Origin of the sequence: Rhizobium sp. WSM4643, assembly GCF_025152745.1 — a bacterium.
Classification (GTDB): domain Bacteria; phylum Pseudomonadota; class Alphaproteobacteria; order Rhizobiales; family Rhizobiaceae; genus Rhizobium; species Rhizobium leguminosarum_I.
Genome location: NZ_CP104040.1, coordinates 1243828 through 1259056 on the forward strand (window position 1 = coordinate 1243828; position 15229 = coordinate 1259056).

The following is a 15229-nucleotide window of genomic DNA, read 5'->3' on the forward strand; positions in this document are numbered from 1 at the left end:
GATCTCCATGAAAGCCATGTGCACCATCGCCGCCTTGAGCCTGCTTGCGGTTGCATTGCCGGCAGGCGCTCAGGACAAGCAGACGGCGGTCGCCAATTTCGTCGACAAGGACGGCAAGGAAGATGGCCGCGCGCAGCTGACGGCTGCTGCCAATGGCGGCGTCCTGATCGAAGTCGAGATATCGGGACTGCCGGCGAACAAATGGGTGGCCTTCCACGTTCATGAGACCGGCCGCTGCGACGCCGCGACCCACCTCGAATCGGCGGGCGGTCATTTCAATCCCGGGAAGGCGGAGCATGGCCTCCTTGCCGCCAACGGTCCGCACGCAGGCGATATGCCCAATCAATATGTCGGGCAGGACGGCGTGCTGCGGGCACAGATCTTCAATACCATGGTGACACTCGACGGCAAGACCGACGGCATTCGCGGCCGCGCATTGATGGTGCATGTCAATTCGGATGATTATCGCAGCCAGCCGTCAGGAGATGCTGGTGAACGGCTTGCCTGCGGCGTTGTTCAATAGCTGCCGTCTCACTGCCGCGCCGATGTCGGTTTTTCGGCCGCCGCCCTGCCGTTTTGCTTTTTTTCTGGAGTTGCGTCTGATGCATCCGGCACAGCGGCGGGATTGTCCTTCTCATCGAAGGCGAGTTTCACGCGCTTCACCATGTCACGGCTGACCAGCCACCAATCGCCGGTCTTTGCCCAGTAGCGCAGCGTTACGGAGATCGCGCCGTCACCGAGGCTGTCGATGAAGACGCTGGGTGCCGGTGACATCAGCACTCTGGAATCGGCTTTGGCAAGGCCCATCAGCCTCTCCATCGCCAGATCGATGTCATCCTCATGGGCGACGCTGATTTTCAGCTCGTCCCGCCGCGTGGGCTCGCGGCTGAAATTGGTAATCGGTGTGTTCCAGAGCGTCGAATTCGGCGCCAACCGATAGAGCCCGTCGCCGGTTCTGAGCTCGGTTGCAAACAATCCGATTTCGCGCACCGTGCCGGCCACGCTGCTGGTCTCAATATATTCGCCGACGCGGAAAGGCCTGAGGATCAGCAGCATGATGCCGGCGGCGATATTCTGCAGTGTCCCTTGCAGCGCCAGTCCGATCGCCAGGCCTGCTGCGCCGAGGGCTGCGATGATCGAAGCGGTCTGGACGCCGAATTGACCGAGCACGGTGATGAACACCAGGATGAGCAGGGCGTAGCGCAGCACATTGGTGAAGAATCGCGCCAGCGTCTCGTCGATGCCATGAACGCGCGACAGACCTTCATAGGCCCAGCGGCTGGTAAAACCGGCGAGCGCCCAACCAAGGACGAGCAGGATCACCGCCCCGAGGACGGAGAAGGAATACTGCACCGCAAGCGCACTTGCCTGGCTGAGTGCCGTTTGCGTGGCGAGGAGGACATCGGCTGCCTGTTGTTCCATGATCTGGCCCTGTCGACTGTGCGTGGTCGGGGCCTAAATGGAGCGGCTGGCGGCAGCGTCAACCGCAGGCGGCGTCCCGGATCGCAAGCACGAAGGGCGCGTTGGCGTCGGCATCGGCGCCACGCCCGATTGCCCGTACTGCTGCGACCAGCCGGCCGCTGCGGCCGAGCAGCACGTCACCGATCTCGATCAGCCGAGCATTCGGCGTCGCGAACGGTGAAGCGGCCCGGAGCCGGCCGGCAAGCGTTTCCTCGCTCTGATCGGGTGCCAGCGACAGCGCGACGATGAGGGCTGCGGCCGGCGATCTCGACACGCCCATCCAGCAATGGATGAGCAACGGCGTCTCCTGTCGCCACGAGGCCGCAAAGTCGACAATTGCTCGCACATGCGTCTCGTCAGGCGCCACGAGATCGCCGGTGCCCTTGAAGACGATGTCGTTCATGCCAAGTGTCAGATGACGTTCGGCCGCGATCACGCCCGGTCGGTGAAAGGCCTGCTCCTTGGCGATCAGGCTGATCATATCACGCGCCTTATGGCGCACTGCCATTTCGGCAATGCGCGACAGCGGCGAGACGACGACAAAGGTCACGACACCATCTCCCGCTCGGCCTCGATCGCCGCGAAACGCTCGCAGAACAATCGCTGCGCCTCGATCGCCGGCAGGGGCTCGATCAACAGCATGTCCTTGCTGATTCCGCGCGGCTGGCCGAAGAATTTCTGTGCCTCGGCGGGGGTGAAGCCGGCAAGCACCGTCGCCTCAAAATAGGCGGCGATCGTGTCGGCCTTCTTGATCCGGTCCTTGAGATCACGCGAGGGATGCGGCGGCAGGCCGAAGCGCAGGTGCACGGCAGCTTCCAACCGCTTTTCCACCGTTTTATAGCCGCCGCCGACCACCGATTTGAACGGCGAGATCATGTCGCCGATCACATATTCGGGTGCATCGTGCAGCAGCGCCATCAGGCATTCCTGCGGCCGAGCGTCGTTGAAGCGGCGAAAAATATCCTCGACGACGAGACTGTGCTGGGCCACCGAAAAAGCATGATCGCCGGAGGTCTGGCCGTTCCAGCGGGCGACGCGCGCAAGCCCATGAGCGATGTCGGCGAGTTCGACATCGAGCGGCGAGGGGTCGAGCAGGTCGAGCCTGCGCCCGGACAGCATGCGTTGCCAGGCACGCGGCGCTTTCGTCGTTGTCACGCGCTGGCCTCGTCGGCGCTGGCGGGAAAGACAAGGCCGGACCATGCCGGCAGGGTGAGAGAAACGGGCGTTTCTCCGGCCAGCAGAGGCGTGCCTGCGGCCATCGCCGCGCCGGCGCGGTCGATGCGCACGATCGCAAGTCCACTGCCGCCTTCGACCGAACCGAGCGTTCCCACAGGCTTGCCGCCAGCGGTAATCTCTGTCCCTGTCGCCGGCAAGGCTGTTGCGGCGGACACCGTGACGACGCGCCGGCGCGCGGTGCCGCGGTGCTGCATGCGCGAGACGACCTCCTGGCCAACATAGCAGCCTTTCCTGAAGGAGAGCCCACCGTTGAAATCCATCAGCACGTCATGCGGGAAGGCGTCCTGCAGGGCAAAGTCCGATCCTGACGTGACGATGCCGTGGCTGATGCGCAGCGCGTCGTAGAGCGCTTCTTTGCCATCACCATGTTTGCCGGGCCGGCGGATCAGCGTGACGCCCGCCTTGGCGAAACGGCTGTCTCGGGCGCCCTGGCTGCCCCGGACGCCCTCGGCATCCTCGCCCCAGCAAACGGTGACGCCCTCTTTGGTGCTTGGGGCAAGTGTGACGGCGGCGCGCAGCTTGTACATCGTCAACCGCTTCAGCAGGCTGTCGCGCTGGCCGGCATCGGTTTCGATCATGTAACCGTCGCCGTCCTGCCAGATCATGAAATCGAACAGGATCTTGCCCTGCGGCGTCAAGAGTGCCCCGGGCCGCGCCTCGTCGGGCCCAAGCGAGCTGATATCGGTGGTGATCAGGTTTTGCAGGAAGGATTGGGCGTCCGCGCCGCTGGCGAAGAGCAATGAGCGGTCTTTCAGGAATACGGCTGGCATGGCGGAACCTGTCGCGTTGATCATCGCTCAGAGGTATGTCTTCATGAGCTGGATCGCAAGCGCCATGCGAGACGTGAAAGGCGCAGCCAAGATGAGTGTCAGTCGCCCGCCGTGAAGAATTTCCATTTGCCCTCAGGCGTAATGCCGAGGCGATAGAAATTGTATCCGCCGAATTCCTGCATGTCGGAGAGATCGCCGGCCGTGACGATGCGCAGCAGCTCGACGCGCTCCGGCGGTGTCAGCGACTTCAGGTCTTTCTCGGCAAAATAAGGCCAGACATACATGTCTTCTGCTGTGCCCTGGCCGACATGCACGAAGCCGGTCGAGACAATGTCGAGCATGATGGCAAGGATCTCGTCTCCGTCGGGATCGCCCGAAAGGTCCTTCAGCGTGCCGATAGGATCGTCGGTCGGCTCGCCCACAGTCACCTGCGTCTGGTCGGCGCCGGTGCCCATCAGCGGCCGCAGCCGCTCGAGATCGCCGGAGGCGGCCGCCTCGACGATCTGCTCGCGCAACTTTCGAACCGGCTCTGGCACCTTGCTGATGTCGTAGATCACCTCGACGGGCTTGGAGCTGTCCTGAGCGCCCGGCGTCTTGTCGGCACCCTGATTGTTCTGGCTGTTGACCAGCGGATCGGCCATGGGAACGCCGGGAGTGGTCCCGCCCTGCGGCTGGCTCTGTCCCTGAGCGCTTCCCTGCGCGGGCGGCGTGTCGTTGGCCGCCTGGCCGGGGATCTTGTGCAGTTCGGAAAGCGCATAGGCTGCCGGCGCAAGGAAAATATTGCCGGCGGCGAGGCTGAACGCAAGCAGCACCGGCGCGAGCGGAATTCGCGAAACTTTCTCTCTACCGGTGTGCATCAAGCTCTCTGATAACAATTATTGCAGGGTGCGGTTTGCGGAGAATTCGCCGGCAAGCATGCGCTCACGCAGCGAATCGAGCAGGGCTTCCGCGCTCTTTTCCCCATGCAACCTGATCGTCTCGCGCAACGCATGCGCAATGGCGGCATCAGCGATGATTTCAGGCTCGATACCGTCGGCCATGCCATCGGCCCAAGCCTCGTTCTGGTACTCCAGAGCCGCCTGCATCTTTTCGTGGACGATCATGTCGTCGATGTCGTTGAGGCTTGCTTCCATTGTCTTTTCCTCAGAACTTCTCATGTCTTACTGCACCGTTAACAACACTAACAGCCTTTTCCCAAAACGACACGTCCGCATGCGAAAACAGGTTAATTAAACGTCAATTTCCAAAGCGCGAGGTAATTTCTGTGGCAAGTGTTGCACCTTCGTTACGGTAGCGCTCTTCTGCCACGATGGCCGCCGGGGTGCAATCCGTATAGACCGAGGCGAAGGCGCGATAGCCGCGATTGAAGGCCGCCGTGAGCCTTTCCTTGCGCTGCGGCTCGTTGCCGGTCTCCGAATCGAGCAGCTGCTGCATTCCGTTTCGCCACTCGTCGCCGCCAGGCGCCTTGCAGAGCGTTCTCAGATAATGCACCGAACCCAGCACCTCGGCGAACCGCGCCAGCTTGTCGTCATAGGGAACGCTCACGATCGGCGGCGCAATCTCCTCCTCCTGTGGAGGCGGCGTATTCTTGCCCTGCGCCATCGTAGGGCCGGCGAGCACGAGCAGGGACAGGAAAACGCGTCGAACGGGAATCATGCTCCCAGTTGATACGCTCAGCATGACAGCAACAAGGCGTGCTTCAAAGTTTCCACGTCTATTCGCCGCCCGCCAGCCGCTCTGCGCATTCGAGCACGCTCTGCGGCACGGGCAGTTGCCGGATTTCCTCCACCGTGAACCAGCCGAGGGCTGCCGCGTCGTCGGCGGCTTCCGCCACCGCGTCTTCATCCGCATCGACCCGAAAGACCGACAGCAGGAAATGGCTGTTGACGCTGCCGTCGGCCGCATGCGTCTTCAGCTCGTAGGTCGAAAACAGCCGCGGATTCCATGCCGAAATGCCGGTCTCTTCATGAAATTCGCGCAATGCCGTTTGCTCCGGCGCTTCGCCGGGCTCGGCCCGCCCGCCGGGAAAGGCGTACATGTCGGCGGAAGGCGGATTGCGCCGCAACACGAGCAGGAATCGCCCGTTGCGTTCGAGAATGGCGGAGGAGGCGGCTCTGGCGGTGGAGGTCATCGGGGCCTGCTCTTGCTGTGATCGCCCATCTTATCGGATGAAGAGTGCGGCGGAGATTCGAAAGGTGCTTCCATGACCTACATCATATTTGCGTTTGCCGCTCTCTTCGAGATCGCCGGCTGCTTTGCCTTCTGGACATGGCTGAAGCTCGAAAAGCCCCTCTGGTGGCTGGCACCGGGCATGGTCTCCCTGGCGCTTTTCGCCTGGCTTCTGACGCTGGTGCCGAGCGAGGCCGCCGGCCGCACCTTCGCGGCTTATGGCGGCATTTATATCCTCGCCTCGCTGCTCTGGCTGTGGCTGGTCGAGAGCCGCGTGCCTGATCGTTACGATATCGGCGGCGCGCTGATCTGCCTTGCCGGCGCCAGCCTCATCCTCTTCGCACCGAGAGGCTGAGGCGTCTTGACCGGACATGAGCCGGGTGCAAAGACAGGCCGATGTGTGGACGTTTCGCCCTGACAAGCTCCAGCGCCGACCTGAGCGACGTCTTCTCCGGTCTCGATCTCGACGATTTTCCGGCGCGCTACAACATCGCGCCGACGCAACCGATCCTCGTCGTCATATCCGGCGAGGGCAGGGAGCAAGGCAGCAACTTGGCCGACCGGCGCGCCGTGCTCGTGCGCTGGGGCCTCACGCCGGGCTGGGTCAAGGATCCGAGAGATTTCCCGCTGCTGATCAACGCGCGCTCTGAAACTGCGATTGGCAAGGCCTCTTTCCGCGCCGCCATGCGTCATCGCCGCGTGCTCATTCCTGTCTCCGGTTTCTATGAATGGCATCGCCCGTCGAAGGAAAGCGGCGAGCGGCCGCAGGCCCACTGGATCAGGCCGCGCCAGGGTGGGGTCATCGCCTTTGCAGGGCTGATGGAGACATGGTCCTCGGCCGACGGCTCCGAGGTCGATACCGGCGCGATCCTGACGACATCCGCCAATTCAGCCATATCGGCGATCCACGATCGCATGCCTGTCGTCGTCAGACCTGAGGATTTCTCGCGCTGGCTCGATTGCAAGACGCGGGAGCCGCGCGACGTGGTCGACCTGATGCAGCCCGTTCAGGACGATTTCTTCGAGGCCGTCCCGGTCTCCGACAAGGTCAACAAGGTCGCCAATATGGGTCCCGACCTGCAGGAGCCGGTCGTCGTCGAAAAGCCGCTGAAGGCGCCCGAAAAGCAAAAGCCTGACGACGGCCAGCTCAGCTTCTTCTGAACACTATCCGCCGTACCAGCAAGCCAGTCGGCGGCCTATCGGCGCCGACGTCTCACATAAGCGGCGGCGATGCGTCGCTCGTCCATCAGGTTTTCGGGTTGTGCTTATGTCGCCCGAGCGTTGTCAGGAGACTTCCGGCAATTGCCTCGTCATTCACTTCGTCAGCGGTGCCTAACGCATGTAACCCGAAAGCACGCATGATTCCAATGTGAAGCCTTCCGCCTCAAGCGGATTTCTTGACGCTGGCCGGCTTATGCTTCGCCATCAGCGATGCTGCGGCAACAGCCTTCAGGCCGACGGGGCGATAGTTGGCGGCGAGATCTGGCTTGGCCGCCTGCTGTTCGCCGGTACTGCTCTTCTTCGAAGTCACGATACTCTCCTTACGTGGTTCTTCCCTGGGTATTTTATGGTTTGATGTTTCGTCACGAATAGCGACAAAATGGGGGCGCAGGTGATCAGGATTTGTAAACGCGCACCATAATTCGCGAGGCTTAACTGAAGCCTACGTTGGTTAATACTTACTGAAGAGAGCAGTTCCAATAAAAGTGCGAAAGCGGTTTCTGGGGAAAAGCGCGGAACAGTTTTCACCCGGATAAGCGCACCGTTTCTCCGGGGAAACGCATGCTTTTCCCGGAGGTCCGTCAGAACGAAGGGAGAGAAGCATTTCCGTCATCTAAAGCATGCCGCGCAAAAGTGTGCAGCGGTTTTACGACAACGACATGCGTAAAAACAAAGAGCTAAAGCGCGAGGGTGAATCTGAAAGATCGCGACGCGCTTTAGAGAAATCCGGAAATGCTGGCAGATCAGATGTGCCGGCCGATATCGTCGTCGCCGACGCCGGGTTCCTCGATCGTCAGCGTCCCATATTTCCGCTGCCATTTCCGCGCGCCGAAGGGAAGCGATACGAGGTAGGCGGCAACGGTGAAGACCATCACCTCCCAGGTGTAGCTCATCAGCAGAGCCACATAGAGCACGACGCCGAGCATCATCGGCAGCACGAGATCGCGCCGCAAGCGGTTGCCTTCCGATTTGCCCGACCAGACCGGCAGCCGGCTGATCAGCAGGAAGGCAATAAGCACGGTATAGATCGACGAGAGATAGGCGAAGGTGCGGTCCGTCGCCAGCCCGAGGAAGCCGAGATAGACCGGCAGCAGCACCAGCATGGCGCCGGCCGGCGCCGGCACGCCGACGAAATATTCCGATTGCCAGCTCGCCTTGTTTTCGCGTTCGGCCATGACGTTGAAACGGGCAAGGCGAAGCCCGGCCGCGATCGCATAGATCAGGGCGGCGATCCAGCCGAGTGAGCGTGCCTGGTCGAGCGCGAAGACATAAACGACGAGGGCGGGTGCGACGCCGAAATTGACGATGTCGGCAAGCGAATCCATCTGCGCGCCGAATTTGGAAGTCGCCTTCATCAGCCGCGCCACGCGCCCGTCGATACCGTCGAGGAAGGCGGCGAGCAGCACCATGGAGACGGCGAGCTCGTAACGATTCTCGAAAGCCAGCCGGATGCCGGTCAGCCCGGCGCAGATCGCCAGAATGGTGATGAGGTTCGGAAAGACGAGCCGGAGCGGGATTTCGCGCAGTCGTGGGCCGCGGGCGGAATCATCCGGCCCATTGGGCTCGAAAGGAGGAAAAGGCGTTTCCATATCGCGTTCCAATCGTTCCTAAAGCAATTCCAGCAAAACTGCGCAGCGGTCGCTTCCGTGAATCTGAACCGCTCTAGCTGCGGCGGCTGATGACGGGACCCTTGGCGGAGGCGAATTCGGCGATGACGGTTTCTCCCGCAACCGCCGTCTGGCCGAGCGAGACGCGTGGCGCAGTACCGGCGGGCAGGAATACGTCGAGCCGCGAGCCGAAACGGATCAGCCCGAAGCGCTCGCCGGCATCCACCGGCTCGTTGGGGTTTGCCCAGCAGAGGATACGCCGCGCCACGAGGCCGGCGATCTGCACGACGCCGATCTGGCCGTGGCGGGTTTCGATCACCAGTCCATTGCGCTCATTGTCCTCGCTCGCCTTGTCGAGTTCGGCGTTGACGAAGCTGCCGGAGCGGTAGTTGATGCTGACGATGCGCCCGCGCATCGGCGCCCGGTTCACATGGCAATTGAAGACGTTCATGAAGACCGAGATGCGCAGCATCGGCTCGGAGCCCAGATTGAGCTCTGCCGGAGGGGTCACCATCTGGATCGCCGAGACCTTGCCATCGGCGGGAGAGATCACCAGATCGTCGTCCTGCGGGGTCACGCGCTCGGGATCGCGGAAGAAATAGGCGCACCAGAGCGTGAAGATCATGCCGATCCAGAAGAGCGGTTTGAAGATCCAGCCCAAGACAAGCGACGCGACGAAGAAGGCGGCAACGAAGGGATAACCCTCCTTGTGCACGGGGACGATCGTGTTGCGAACCGTGTTGAACAGGCTCATGGCTGCCGGTCTCCTTGCGTTTTCATTTTTGCTGGTTAGCGAAAAACCGTCTCCGGGGCAATGCTGCGGCCTCGGCCCTGGTTTCCACGCCGGGGTTCTGAACAACAAAAGCCGGCCGGCGTCGGTTTCCCCCTCAGCTTGCCGGAGCAAGCCGACTTATGACCCCCAGCTCGTCGCTTTCGCGCACCTGCTTCAGATGTTCTTCGGCCTGCGTCGCCTCGCGCTGGCGGTTCCACATCGAGGCATAAAGGCCGTTTCTTTCGAGGAGGGCGGCATGTGTTCCGCGCTCGGCAATCTCGCCGCTTTTGAGCACGATGATTTCGTCGGCGCTGATGACCGTCGAAAGCCGGTGGGCGATGACCAGCGTCGTGCGGTTCTTCGAAACCAGGTCGAGTGCCTCCTGGATTTCCCGTTCCGTCGTCGTGTCGAGCGCCGACGTCGCCTCGTCGAGGATCAGGATCGGCGGTGCTTTAAGAATGGTGCGGGCGATCGCCACCCGCTGCTTCTCGCCGCCTGAAAGCTTCAGCCCGCGCTCGCCGACCTTGGTTTCGAACCCCTCGGGCAGCATTTCGATGAAATGCGCAATCTGCGCCACCTCAGCCGCCGCAAAGACCTCGCCCTCGCTGGCCGATGTGCGGCCGTAGCGGATGTTGTAGGCGACGGTATCGTTGAACAGCACGGTATCCTGCGGCACCATGCCGATCACCGAGCGCAGGCTCTTCTGCGTCACCGTGCGGATATCTTGACCGTCGACGGTGATCGCGCCGCTCTGGATATCGTAGAAACGATAGAGCAGGCGCGACAGCGTCGATTTGCCCGCACCCGACGGACCAACGACGGCGACCGTCTTGCCAGCCGGCACCTCAAATGAAATGCCCTTCAGGATCGGGCGGGCCGGATCGTAGGCGAAGTGCACGTCCTTGAAGGAGATCGCGCCCTGGCCGATCCGAAGTTCTGTCGCATCGGGCGCATCGTTGACCTCGGCCTTCACCTCAAGCAGGTCGAACATCTGCTCGATATCGGTCAGCCCCTGGCGGATTTCGCGGTAGACGAAGCCGATGAAGTTCAGCGGTGCGGAAAGCTGCAGCAGCATCGAATTGACGAAGACGAAATCGCCGACCGTCTGCTCGCCGCGCTGCACGGCCAGCGCCGACAGCACCAGCATGATCGTCGTGCCGATGCCGAAGATGACGCCCTGGCCGAAGTTCAGCCAGCCGAGCGAAGTCCAGACGTCGGTCGCCGCCTTCTCGTAGCGTTCCATCGATTTGTCGAAGCGCTTTGCCTCCATCTCCTCATTGCCGAAATATTTGACGGTCTCGAAATTGAGGAGGGAGTCGATCGCCTTGGTGTTGGCGTCGGTATCACTGTCGTTCATCGAGCGGCGGATGGCGATGCGCCAGTCGGATGCACGGATCGTGAACCAGATATAGGCCCAAACGGTAAAGGCGGTAACGGCGAGATAGGAGAAGCCGTAGCCCCACCAGAAGATCACTGCCGTCAGCAGGAATTCGATGACGGTCGGGACCGAATTGAGGATCGTGAAGCGCACGATCGTCTCGATGCCCTTGGTGCCGCGCTCGATGATGCGCGAAAGTCCGCCGGTCTTGCGCTCCAGATGGAAGCGCAGCGACAACTCGTGCATGTGCACGAAGGTTCTGTAGGCAAGCTGGCGAACCGCATGTTGTCCGACGCTGGCAAAGAGCGCGTCGCGCATCTGATTGAGGCCAAGCTGGATCAGCCGGGTGATGTTATAAGCAATCACCAGCGCGATGGCGCCGGCCAGCAGCGGCGGCACGGAGCCGGCAAGATCCATCCTGCCGTTCAGCGCATCGGTCGACCATTTGAAGAAATAGGGAACGAGCAGCAATACGAACTTGGAGATCAGCAGAAAGACCGAGGCCCAGACGACGCGCATCTTGAGGTCGCGCCGGCCGGCCGGCCACATATAGGGCCAGAGGTTGAGAAGCGTCTGCAGCAGGTTGGATTCCGAGACTGTCTTGCCGTTTGCCATGCTTGTCTCCAGCCCGGATGGGCTTGCCGCGATTGCGGCGCTTCGATACCGGCAAAAGCACGGAACCGGGACGTGCCTGAAAGCGCTTCCCACAACCCGCAGCCGCCACCGCCAGATAGGGTGCCAGGCGGACGAATACAACAAATGCAGGGGTAAGGAAACGACGAGGCCGGGCGCCTATCCCACCCGGCCTCGTCGTGTTGTTTTGCAGTTTAGAGATGCTGGCCGGACATGCGCTTGCGGTGCAGCTCTTCGGCATTCGGCAACACATCCTTCGGTAGGCCGAAGATCTGACCGGGCCGGATGCGATCGGGATTGACGATCTTGTCCTCGTTGGCGATGTAGATCGTCGTGTAACGAACACCGAGGCCATAGGTGCGGCGCGAGATCTGCCACAGCGTGTCGCCGCGGCGAATGATGACTGCCGCGTTGTTTGCCGTCAGCGGCGCCTGTTCGATCGTCTTCGGCTGGCTGCTTCCGACATCGTTTGCGGACGGCGCTGCCGGCGCGGGTGCCACGGAGAGTTCGGCGATCATCGCGCCGAGCCTGTCGAGTGCGCTGCCCACGGATTTCGCATCCTTCGGCAGGCCCTGTAGCAGTTTCAGCGCGTTGCCGGCGATCTGAGAGGCGGAGCCTGACGTCTGCTTGAAGACATCAGGCGCATCGGCCGCAGGCCGGAAATCGGCGACGGAGCGAAGAGCGAATTCCGTTCCCGAGCGCGCCGCGGCGAGCTGCTCGGCGCCTGGCAGCTTGCCATCGGCAAAGAGCCCCTTAAGCAGGCCGAAGGCCTTGCCGACTTCGGCTTTGAGTTTGCCGAGTTCGCCTTCATCGAGCGGTACCATCGAGGAAGCGCCGTTCGCATCGGCGGGGACCGATTGCGCGGCGACCCTGACCTGATCGCCGGCCGGGCGATTGAAATTCACCGCCGCGCGCACGATCACCTTGCCTGTGGGATCAACGACATCGACGCGGATCTTGTGGTCGCCGACCGAGAGCGCCACCACGCCGTCGATGACAAAGTGGCCGTCGGAGCCGGCGGTATCCTGGCCGACGAGGCTGTCATCGGCATAACCGATAACCTTGGCGTTGGGGCGCGTCGTGCCGGCAATAAAGATCTTGTTGCCCTCGATTTCGACGGCATTGACCATCACATCGGGCACATTCGTCTTATCCGATGGCGTAGCTGCGCCGCCGGAGGAGGTGTCGCTGAGGTTCGGCGTCTGCAACGCGAGCTCGCCGGTTGGTGCAGCTGTTGCGGCAGGCGCAGCCGAGCTTTCGCCCGTTGCCGGCTTGTCTGCAGGCGGCGCCATCGGATTGGAGGCATCGGCAACTTCGGTTCCGGCCTTCGGCGCGGTGATGATGCGGCTCGCCGTCCCGGGTTTGGAGACCATGGCGAGCAGATTGGCGCCATTGCCGTCCTTCGGCACGGAAATGGTCGCGACTTCTTCGGAAAGCGTGCTCTTGCCGTCCTTGCCCGTGAACTTGAGCACGAGCTGGTGGTCGCCGGCCGGAAGCGGATCGTCGAGAACGGCAGCAAAATCGCCGCTCGCATCGACATTGGCCGTCGTCACCACCTTCTCGCCGTCGAGCACCTCGAGCTTGCCGTTCGGTTCGGCGGAGCCTGCGATCACCGTCGAGCCGTCGGGCTCGACGCGCAATACGTCGAAGGCCGGAAGTTTCGGGCCGGTATTCTCCGCTGTCGTGTTCGCCTCAGGGGCGGTCTCCGGCGCACCGGTCAGAGCAGCCTCTGCCTTGGCGATCGCGGCAAGCGCATCGGCAATGTTCTCAGGCAGCGACTGGACGATGGCCAGCGCCTTTGCGCCGCCGTCCTTGGCCTTGGCGGCAAGGGTCTGGGTCGCGGGATCGAGGCCCTCGGGGATTGTAAAATCGGCAAGCGCGGTCAGCGCGCTGACGGCCTTGGTCTTGGCGGCGGTGAAGACATCGATGGCAGGGCCTTTGCCGTCGGCAAACAGCGCCTTGAGCTGGCTGAGCGACACGCCGGCATCGGCCGATAGGCGGCCCACCTGGTCGGCGACCGCAGCCGCGTCGCCCACAGCGGAGCGTGATGTCTTTGCCGCCTCGTTAACCGTGTTCTTGAGCTCCGTGCTCGCTTGGTTGATGGCGTCGCCGACCTTGGCTGCATCGCCGCCGATGCGCGGCATGACGAAAAACACCATCAGTATGATTGCGATTGCGAGGACTGCAAGAGCCAGCAAGCCGGCACGGTTCTTCATCATTATGTCTCCCAGAGCGGCAATTTGCCGTAATACCCAAAATTGCTAGCGATTCCCGTTGCTTTCCACAAGCATTCAAAGCAATTAGGCAAGCTAGGCACGCTGCTTTTCAGTCAATTTTCTTGACTGCATTGAAATGGAATAGTTGTTTTGCCCTCATGACCGAACAATCTGTATCGATTCGATCCATCTGCGTTTACTGCGGCTCAAGGCCGGGACGCGATCCTTCCCACATGGCGGCCGGGCGTGCTCTCGGAAGAGAGATCGCCGAATACGGCCTGCGCCTCGTCTATGGCGGGGGTACCAAAGGCATCATGGGCGCGGTTGCCAGCGGCGTGCTTTCAGGCGGCGGTCAGGTCACGGGCATCATTCCCGAATTCCTGATCGATATGGAAGCGACTCGCCACTCGCTCGGTCAGCTGAACGAACTCATTGTAACCCCTGACATGCATGCGCGCAAACACACCATGTTCGAGCGCTCCGATGCCTTCGTCGCGCTGCCCGGCGGCATCGGTACGCTGGAGGAGATCGTCGAGATCATGACCTGGGCGCAGCTCGGCCGCCACGAGAAGCCGATGGTCTTTGCCAACGTCAACGGTTTCTGGGATCCGATGATGGAACTGATGCGCCATATGACCGAAGAAGGCTTCCTGCACACCGCCCACCGGGTGCAGCCGCTCGTCGTCGACGAGATCTCCGGCATCATTCCGGCGATCATGGCCCAGGCTGCCCAGCTCGCCGCCGATCGTGACGGCGAGGACGAGGTGATTTCGAAGATGTAGGCGGGGCAGGCGGCCCTGGCGCGGTCAAGCTATTTTGCAAGCAAATTCAGCTATAAGCCGAAACAAGCTGCGTCACCTGAGATCGTATCCATCTATTGGCGGGATCATTGTCGCTTGCTGCCGACCAGACCGTCGATATCGGGCTTACCGTTAAATCGAGGGGAACGTCGGCGACTGCCAAGCCAAACAGGCCGGCATACCGCTTCACAATTCTGGTCGGCAGCGTCGCGATCAAGGGCGCTTCCAGGACAGCCGTCAGCACAGTCAGGAATTCCGGCGCTGCCACCGACACGTCGAGCCGCACGTTGATCCGCTTCAACGCATCATCAATGCAGCCTTCGATGGCATCCTTCTGTGAAACCAGTGCATGCTTCAGCCCGACATAGCTGTCGCGGTCCAATGCTTGGGGAAGATCGAGAAGCTTCGGATTGTAGCAGCACATCAGTGATTGTTCGAACAGCAGGCTGCGCCGATGTCTATTGTTGCCGTCATCGTAGCAGCCGACGCCGAGATCGATGACGTTGTCGTCCAGAAGCTTGTGGACCATCTCGGGATTGACCGCACGGGCGAGCACTCTAATGCCGGGCGCCGTCTCGTTCAACATAGCGGCGAGACGCGGCACGAGCAGCACCTCAAGCTCGCTGGAAAAGCCGATACGGAATATCTGCTCGGCCTTGCCGGGCTCAAAGGCATTAGGCGTTACGATCGCCTGCTGCGTACGGCTGAGTATCTGCTCCACCGCCTCGGCGAAACGCAGCGCGCGATGGGTCGGCTGCATGACCTGGCCGACACGCACGAACAGCTCATCCTGAAGCAGTGTGCGAAGAGTTCCGAGATTGTGGCTCATGGCAGGCTGCTGGATTTTCAGACGAACAGCAGCTTTCGTCACGCTCCGCTCCTTCATGAGCGCATCGAATGCGACGAGCAGGTTCAGGTCAAAGGACCACAAATTGAAATGATCGATGGAGACAATTTCATTCATCG

Annotated in this window: 18 protein-coding genes; 4 read left to right on the top strand and 14 right to left on the bottom strand. The window is 61.7% G+C overall.

Annotated elements, in window-relative coordinates:
* Nucleotides 1-7 precede the first annotated feature (7 nt).
* Nucleotides 8-523: a superoxide dismutase family protein gene (locus N1937_RS06380; RefSeq protein ID WP_162118517.1), complete on the top strand. Its 516-nt coding sequence runs from the start codon at nucleotides 8-10 to the stop codon at nucleotides 521-523.
* Between the two features lie 8 nt (nucleotides 524-531).
* On the opposite strand, the gene N1937_RS06385 is transcribed toward N1937_RS06380, so the two are convergent.
* The 8 genes from N1937_RS06385 to N1937_RS06420 form a co-directional block, all read right to left on the bottom strand.
* The gene (locus N1937_RS06385) at nucleotides 532-1422 is read right to left on the bottom strand and encodes a mechanosensitive ion channel family protein (RefSeq protein ID WP_260057948.1); all 891 of its coding nucleotides are present in this window, start codon (nucleotides 1420-1422) and stop codon (nucleotides 532-534) included.
* 58 nt (nucleotides 1423-1480) lie between these two features.
* Entirely contained in the window at nucleotides 1481-2011 is a 531-nt protein-coding gene (locus tag N1937_RS06390) for a tyrosine phosphatase family protein (RefSeq protein ID WP_222293244.1), read from the bottom strand.
* Entirely contained in the window at nucleotides 2008-2616 is a 609-nt protein-coding gene (locus tag N1937_RS06395; protein WP_017963677.1) for a YfbR-like 5'-deoxynucleotidase, read from the bottom strand. Before N1937_RS06395 ends, N1937_RS06390 begins: the two co-directional genes overlap by 4 nt.
* A complete protein-coding gene (gene ygfZ, locus N1937_RS06400) occupies nucleotides 2613-3467 on the bottom strand; it encodes a CAF17-like 4Fe-4S cluster assembly/insertion protein YgfZ (protein ID WP_260057951.1) in 855 nt (284 codons plus the stop codon). Before ygfZ ends, N1937_RS06395 begins: the two co-directional genes overlap by 4 nt.
* 98 nt (nucleotides 3468-3565) lie before the next feature.
* Nucleotides 3566-4324, bottom strand: coding sequence for a hypothetical protein (locus N1937_RS06405; RefSeq protein WP_260057952.1), 759 nt, complete (start codon nucleotides 4322-4324; stop codon nucleotides 3566-3568).
* Between the two features lie 18 nt (nucleotides 4325-4342).
* Nucleotides 4343-4600, bottom strand: coding sequence for a hypothetical protein (locus N1937_RS06410; protein ID WP_003546972.1), 258 nt, complete (start codon nucleotides 4598-4600; stop codon nucleotides 4343-4345).
* 103 nt (nucleotides 4601-4703) lie between these two features.
* Entirely contained in the window at nucleotides 4704-5147 is a 444-nt protein-coding gene (locus tag N1937_RS06415; protein ID WP_017963680.1) for a TIGR02301 family protein, read from the bottom strand.
* A 34-nt stretch (nucleotides 5148-5181) separates the two neighbouring features.
* Nucleotides 5182-5598 (bottom strand): NUDIX hydrolase, encoded by a 417-nt coding sequence (locus tag N1937_RS06420; RefSeq protein ID WP_017963681.1) that lies wholly within the window; start codon nucleotides 5596-5598, stop codon nucleotides 5182-5184.
* 72 nt (nucleotides 5599-5670) lie between these two features.
* On the opposite strand from N1937_RS06420, the gene N1937_RS06425 reads away from it, so the two are divergent.
* Both N1937_RS06425 and N1937_RS06430 read left to right on the top strand, forming a co-directional pair.
* Nucleotides 5671-5991: a YnfA family protein gene (locus N1937_RS06425; RefSeq protein ID WP_260057954.1), complete on the top strand. Its 321-nt coding sequence runs from the start codon at nucleotides 5671-5673 to the stop codon at nucleotides 5989-5991.
* Between the two features lie 41 nt (nucleotides 5992-6032).
* A complete protein-coding gene (locus N1937_RS06430; protein WP_260057956.1) occupies nucleotides 6033-6797 on the top strand; it encodes an SOS response-associated peptidase in 765 nt (254 codons plus the stop codon).
* A gap of 223 nt (nucleotides 6798-7020) precedes the next feature.
* Here the strand turns inward: N1937_RS06430 and N1937_RS06435 are convergent, their stop codons facing one another.
* From N1937_RS06435 to N1937_RS06455, 5 genes are all read right to left on the bottom strand, one after another.
* Nucleotides 7021-7167 (bottom strand): hypothetical protein, encoded by a 147-nt coding sequence (locus N1937_RS06435; protein ID WP_170280042.1) that lies wholly within the window; start codon nucleotides 7165-7167, stop codon nucleotides 7021-7023.
* Nucleotides 7168-7600: 433 nt separating this feature from the next.
* Entirely contained in the window at nucleotides 7601-8446 is an 846-nt protein-coding gene (gene pssA / locus N1937_RS06440) for a CDP-diacylglycerol--serine O-phosphatidyltransferase (RefSeq protein WP_026154087.1), read from the bottom strand.
* Nucleotides 8447-8519: 73 nt separating this feature from the next.
* Nucleotides 8520-9218, bottom strand: coding sequence for a phosphatidylserine decarboxylase (locus N1937_RS06445; protein WP_260057957.1), 699 nt, complete (start codon nucleotides 9216-9218; stop codon nucleotides 8520-8522).
* Nucleotides 9219-9351: 133 nt separating this feature from the next.
* Entirely contained in the window at nucleotides 9352-11229 is a 1878-nt protein-coding gene (locus N1937_RS06450; protein WP_260057959.1) for an ABCB family ABC transporter ATP-binding protein/permease, read from the bottom strand.
* Between the two features lie 212 nt (nucleotides 11230-11441).
* On the bottom strand, nucleotides 11442-13466 hold the full coding sequence (locus N1937_RS06455; RefSeq protein WP_260057960.1) for a LysM peptidoglycan-binding domain-containing protein: 2025 nt from the start codon (nucleotides 13464-13466) through the stop codon (nucleotides 11442-11444).
* Nucleotides 13467-13621: 155 nt separating this feature from the next.
* Here N1937_RS06455 and N1937_RS06460 point away from each other — a divergent pair, with 155 nt between their 5' ends.
* Entirely contained in the window at nucleotides 13622-14245 is a 624-nt protein-coding gene (locus N1937_RS06460) for a TIGR00730 family Rossman fold protein (RefSeq protein WP_003558142.1), read from the top strand.
* A 46-nt stretch (nucleotides 14246-14291) separates the two neighbouring features.
* On the opposite strand, the gene N1937_RS06465 is transcribed toward N1937_RS06460, so the two are convergent.
* Nucleotides 14292-15227: a LysR family transcriptional regulator gene (locus N1937_RS06465; RefSeq protein ID WP_311202838.1), complete on the bottom strand. Its 936-nt coding sequence runs from the start codon at nucleotides 15225-15227 to the stop codon at nucleotides 14292-14294.
* Between the last annotated feature and the right edge of the window lie 2 nt (nucleotides 15228-15229).

Excerpts from the sequence above, each read along its gene's own strand:
- pssA (WP_026154087.1), bottom strand. The coding sequence starts at position 8,446 with ATGGAAACGCCTTTTCCTCCTTTCGAGCCCAATGGGCCGGATGATTCC.
- N1937_RS06460 (WP_003558142.1), top strand. The coding sequence starts at position 13,622 with ATGACCGAACAATCTGTATCGATTCGATCCATCTGCGTTTACTGCGGC.
- N1937_RS06420 (WP_017963681.1), bottom strand. The coding sequence starts at position 5,598 with ATGACCTCCACCGCCAGAGCCGCCTCCTCCGCCATTCTCGAACGCAAC.
- N1937_RS06465 (WP_311202838.1), bottom strand. The coding sequence starts at position 15,227 with ATGAATGAAATTGTCTCCATCGATCATTTCAATTTGTGGTCCTTTGAC.
- N1937_RS06405 (WP_260057952.1), bottom strand. The coding sequence starts at position 4,324 with ATGCACACCGGTAGAGAGAAAGTTTCGCGAATTCCGCTCGCGCCGGTG.
- N1937_RS06385 (WP_260057948.1), bottom strand. The coding sequence starts at position 1,422 with ATGGAACAACAGGCAGCCGATGTCCTCCTCGCCACGCAAACGGCACTC.
- N1937_RS06410 (WP_003546972.1), bottom strand. The coding sequence starts at position 4,600 with ATGGAAGCAAGCCTCAACGACATCGACGACATGATCGTCCACGAAAAG.
- N1937_RS06430 (WP_260057956.1), top strand. The coding sequence starts at position 6,033 with ATGTGTGGACGTTTCGCCCTGACAAGCTCCAGCGCCGACCTGAGCGAC.
- N1937_RS06450 (WP_260057959.1), bottom strand. The coding sequence starts at position 11,229 with ATGGCAAACGGCAAGACAGTCTCGGAATCCAACCTGCTGCAGACGCTT.
- N1937_RS06415 (WP_017963680.1), bottom strand. The coding sequence starts at position 5,147 with ATGCTGAGCGTATCAACTGGGAGCATGATTCCCGTTCGACGCGTTTTC.
- N1937_RS06425 (WP_260057954.1), top strand. The coding sequence starts at position 5,671 with ATGACCTACATCATATTTGCGTTTGCCGCTCTCTTCGAGATCGCCGGC.
- N1937_RS06445 (WP_260057957.1), bottom strand. The coding sequence starts at position 9,218 with ATGAGCCTGTTCAACACGGTTCGCAACACGATCGTCCCCGTGCACAAG.
- N1937_RS06380 (WP_162118517.1), top strand. The coding sequence starts at position 8 with ATGAAAGCCATGTGCACCATCGCCGCCTTGAGCCTGCTTGCGGTTGCA.
- N1937_RS06455 (WP_260057960.1), bottom strand. The coding sequence starts at position 13,466 with ATGATGAAGAACCGTGCCGGCTTGCTGGCTCTTGCAGTCCTCGCAATC.
- ygfZ (WP_260057951.1), bottom strand. The coding sequence starts at position 3,467 with ATGCCAGCCGTATTCCTGAAAGACCGCTCATTGCTCTTCGCCAGCGGC.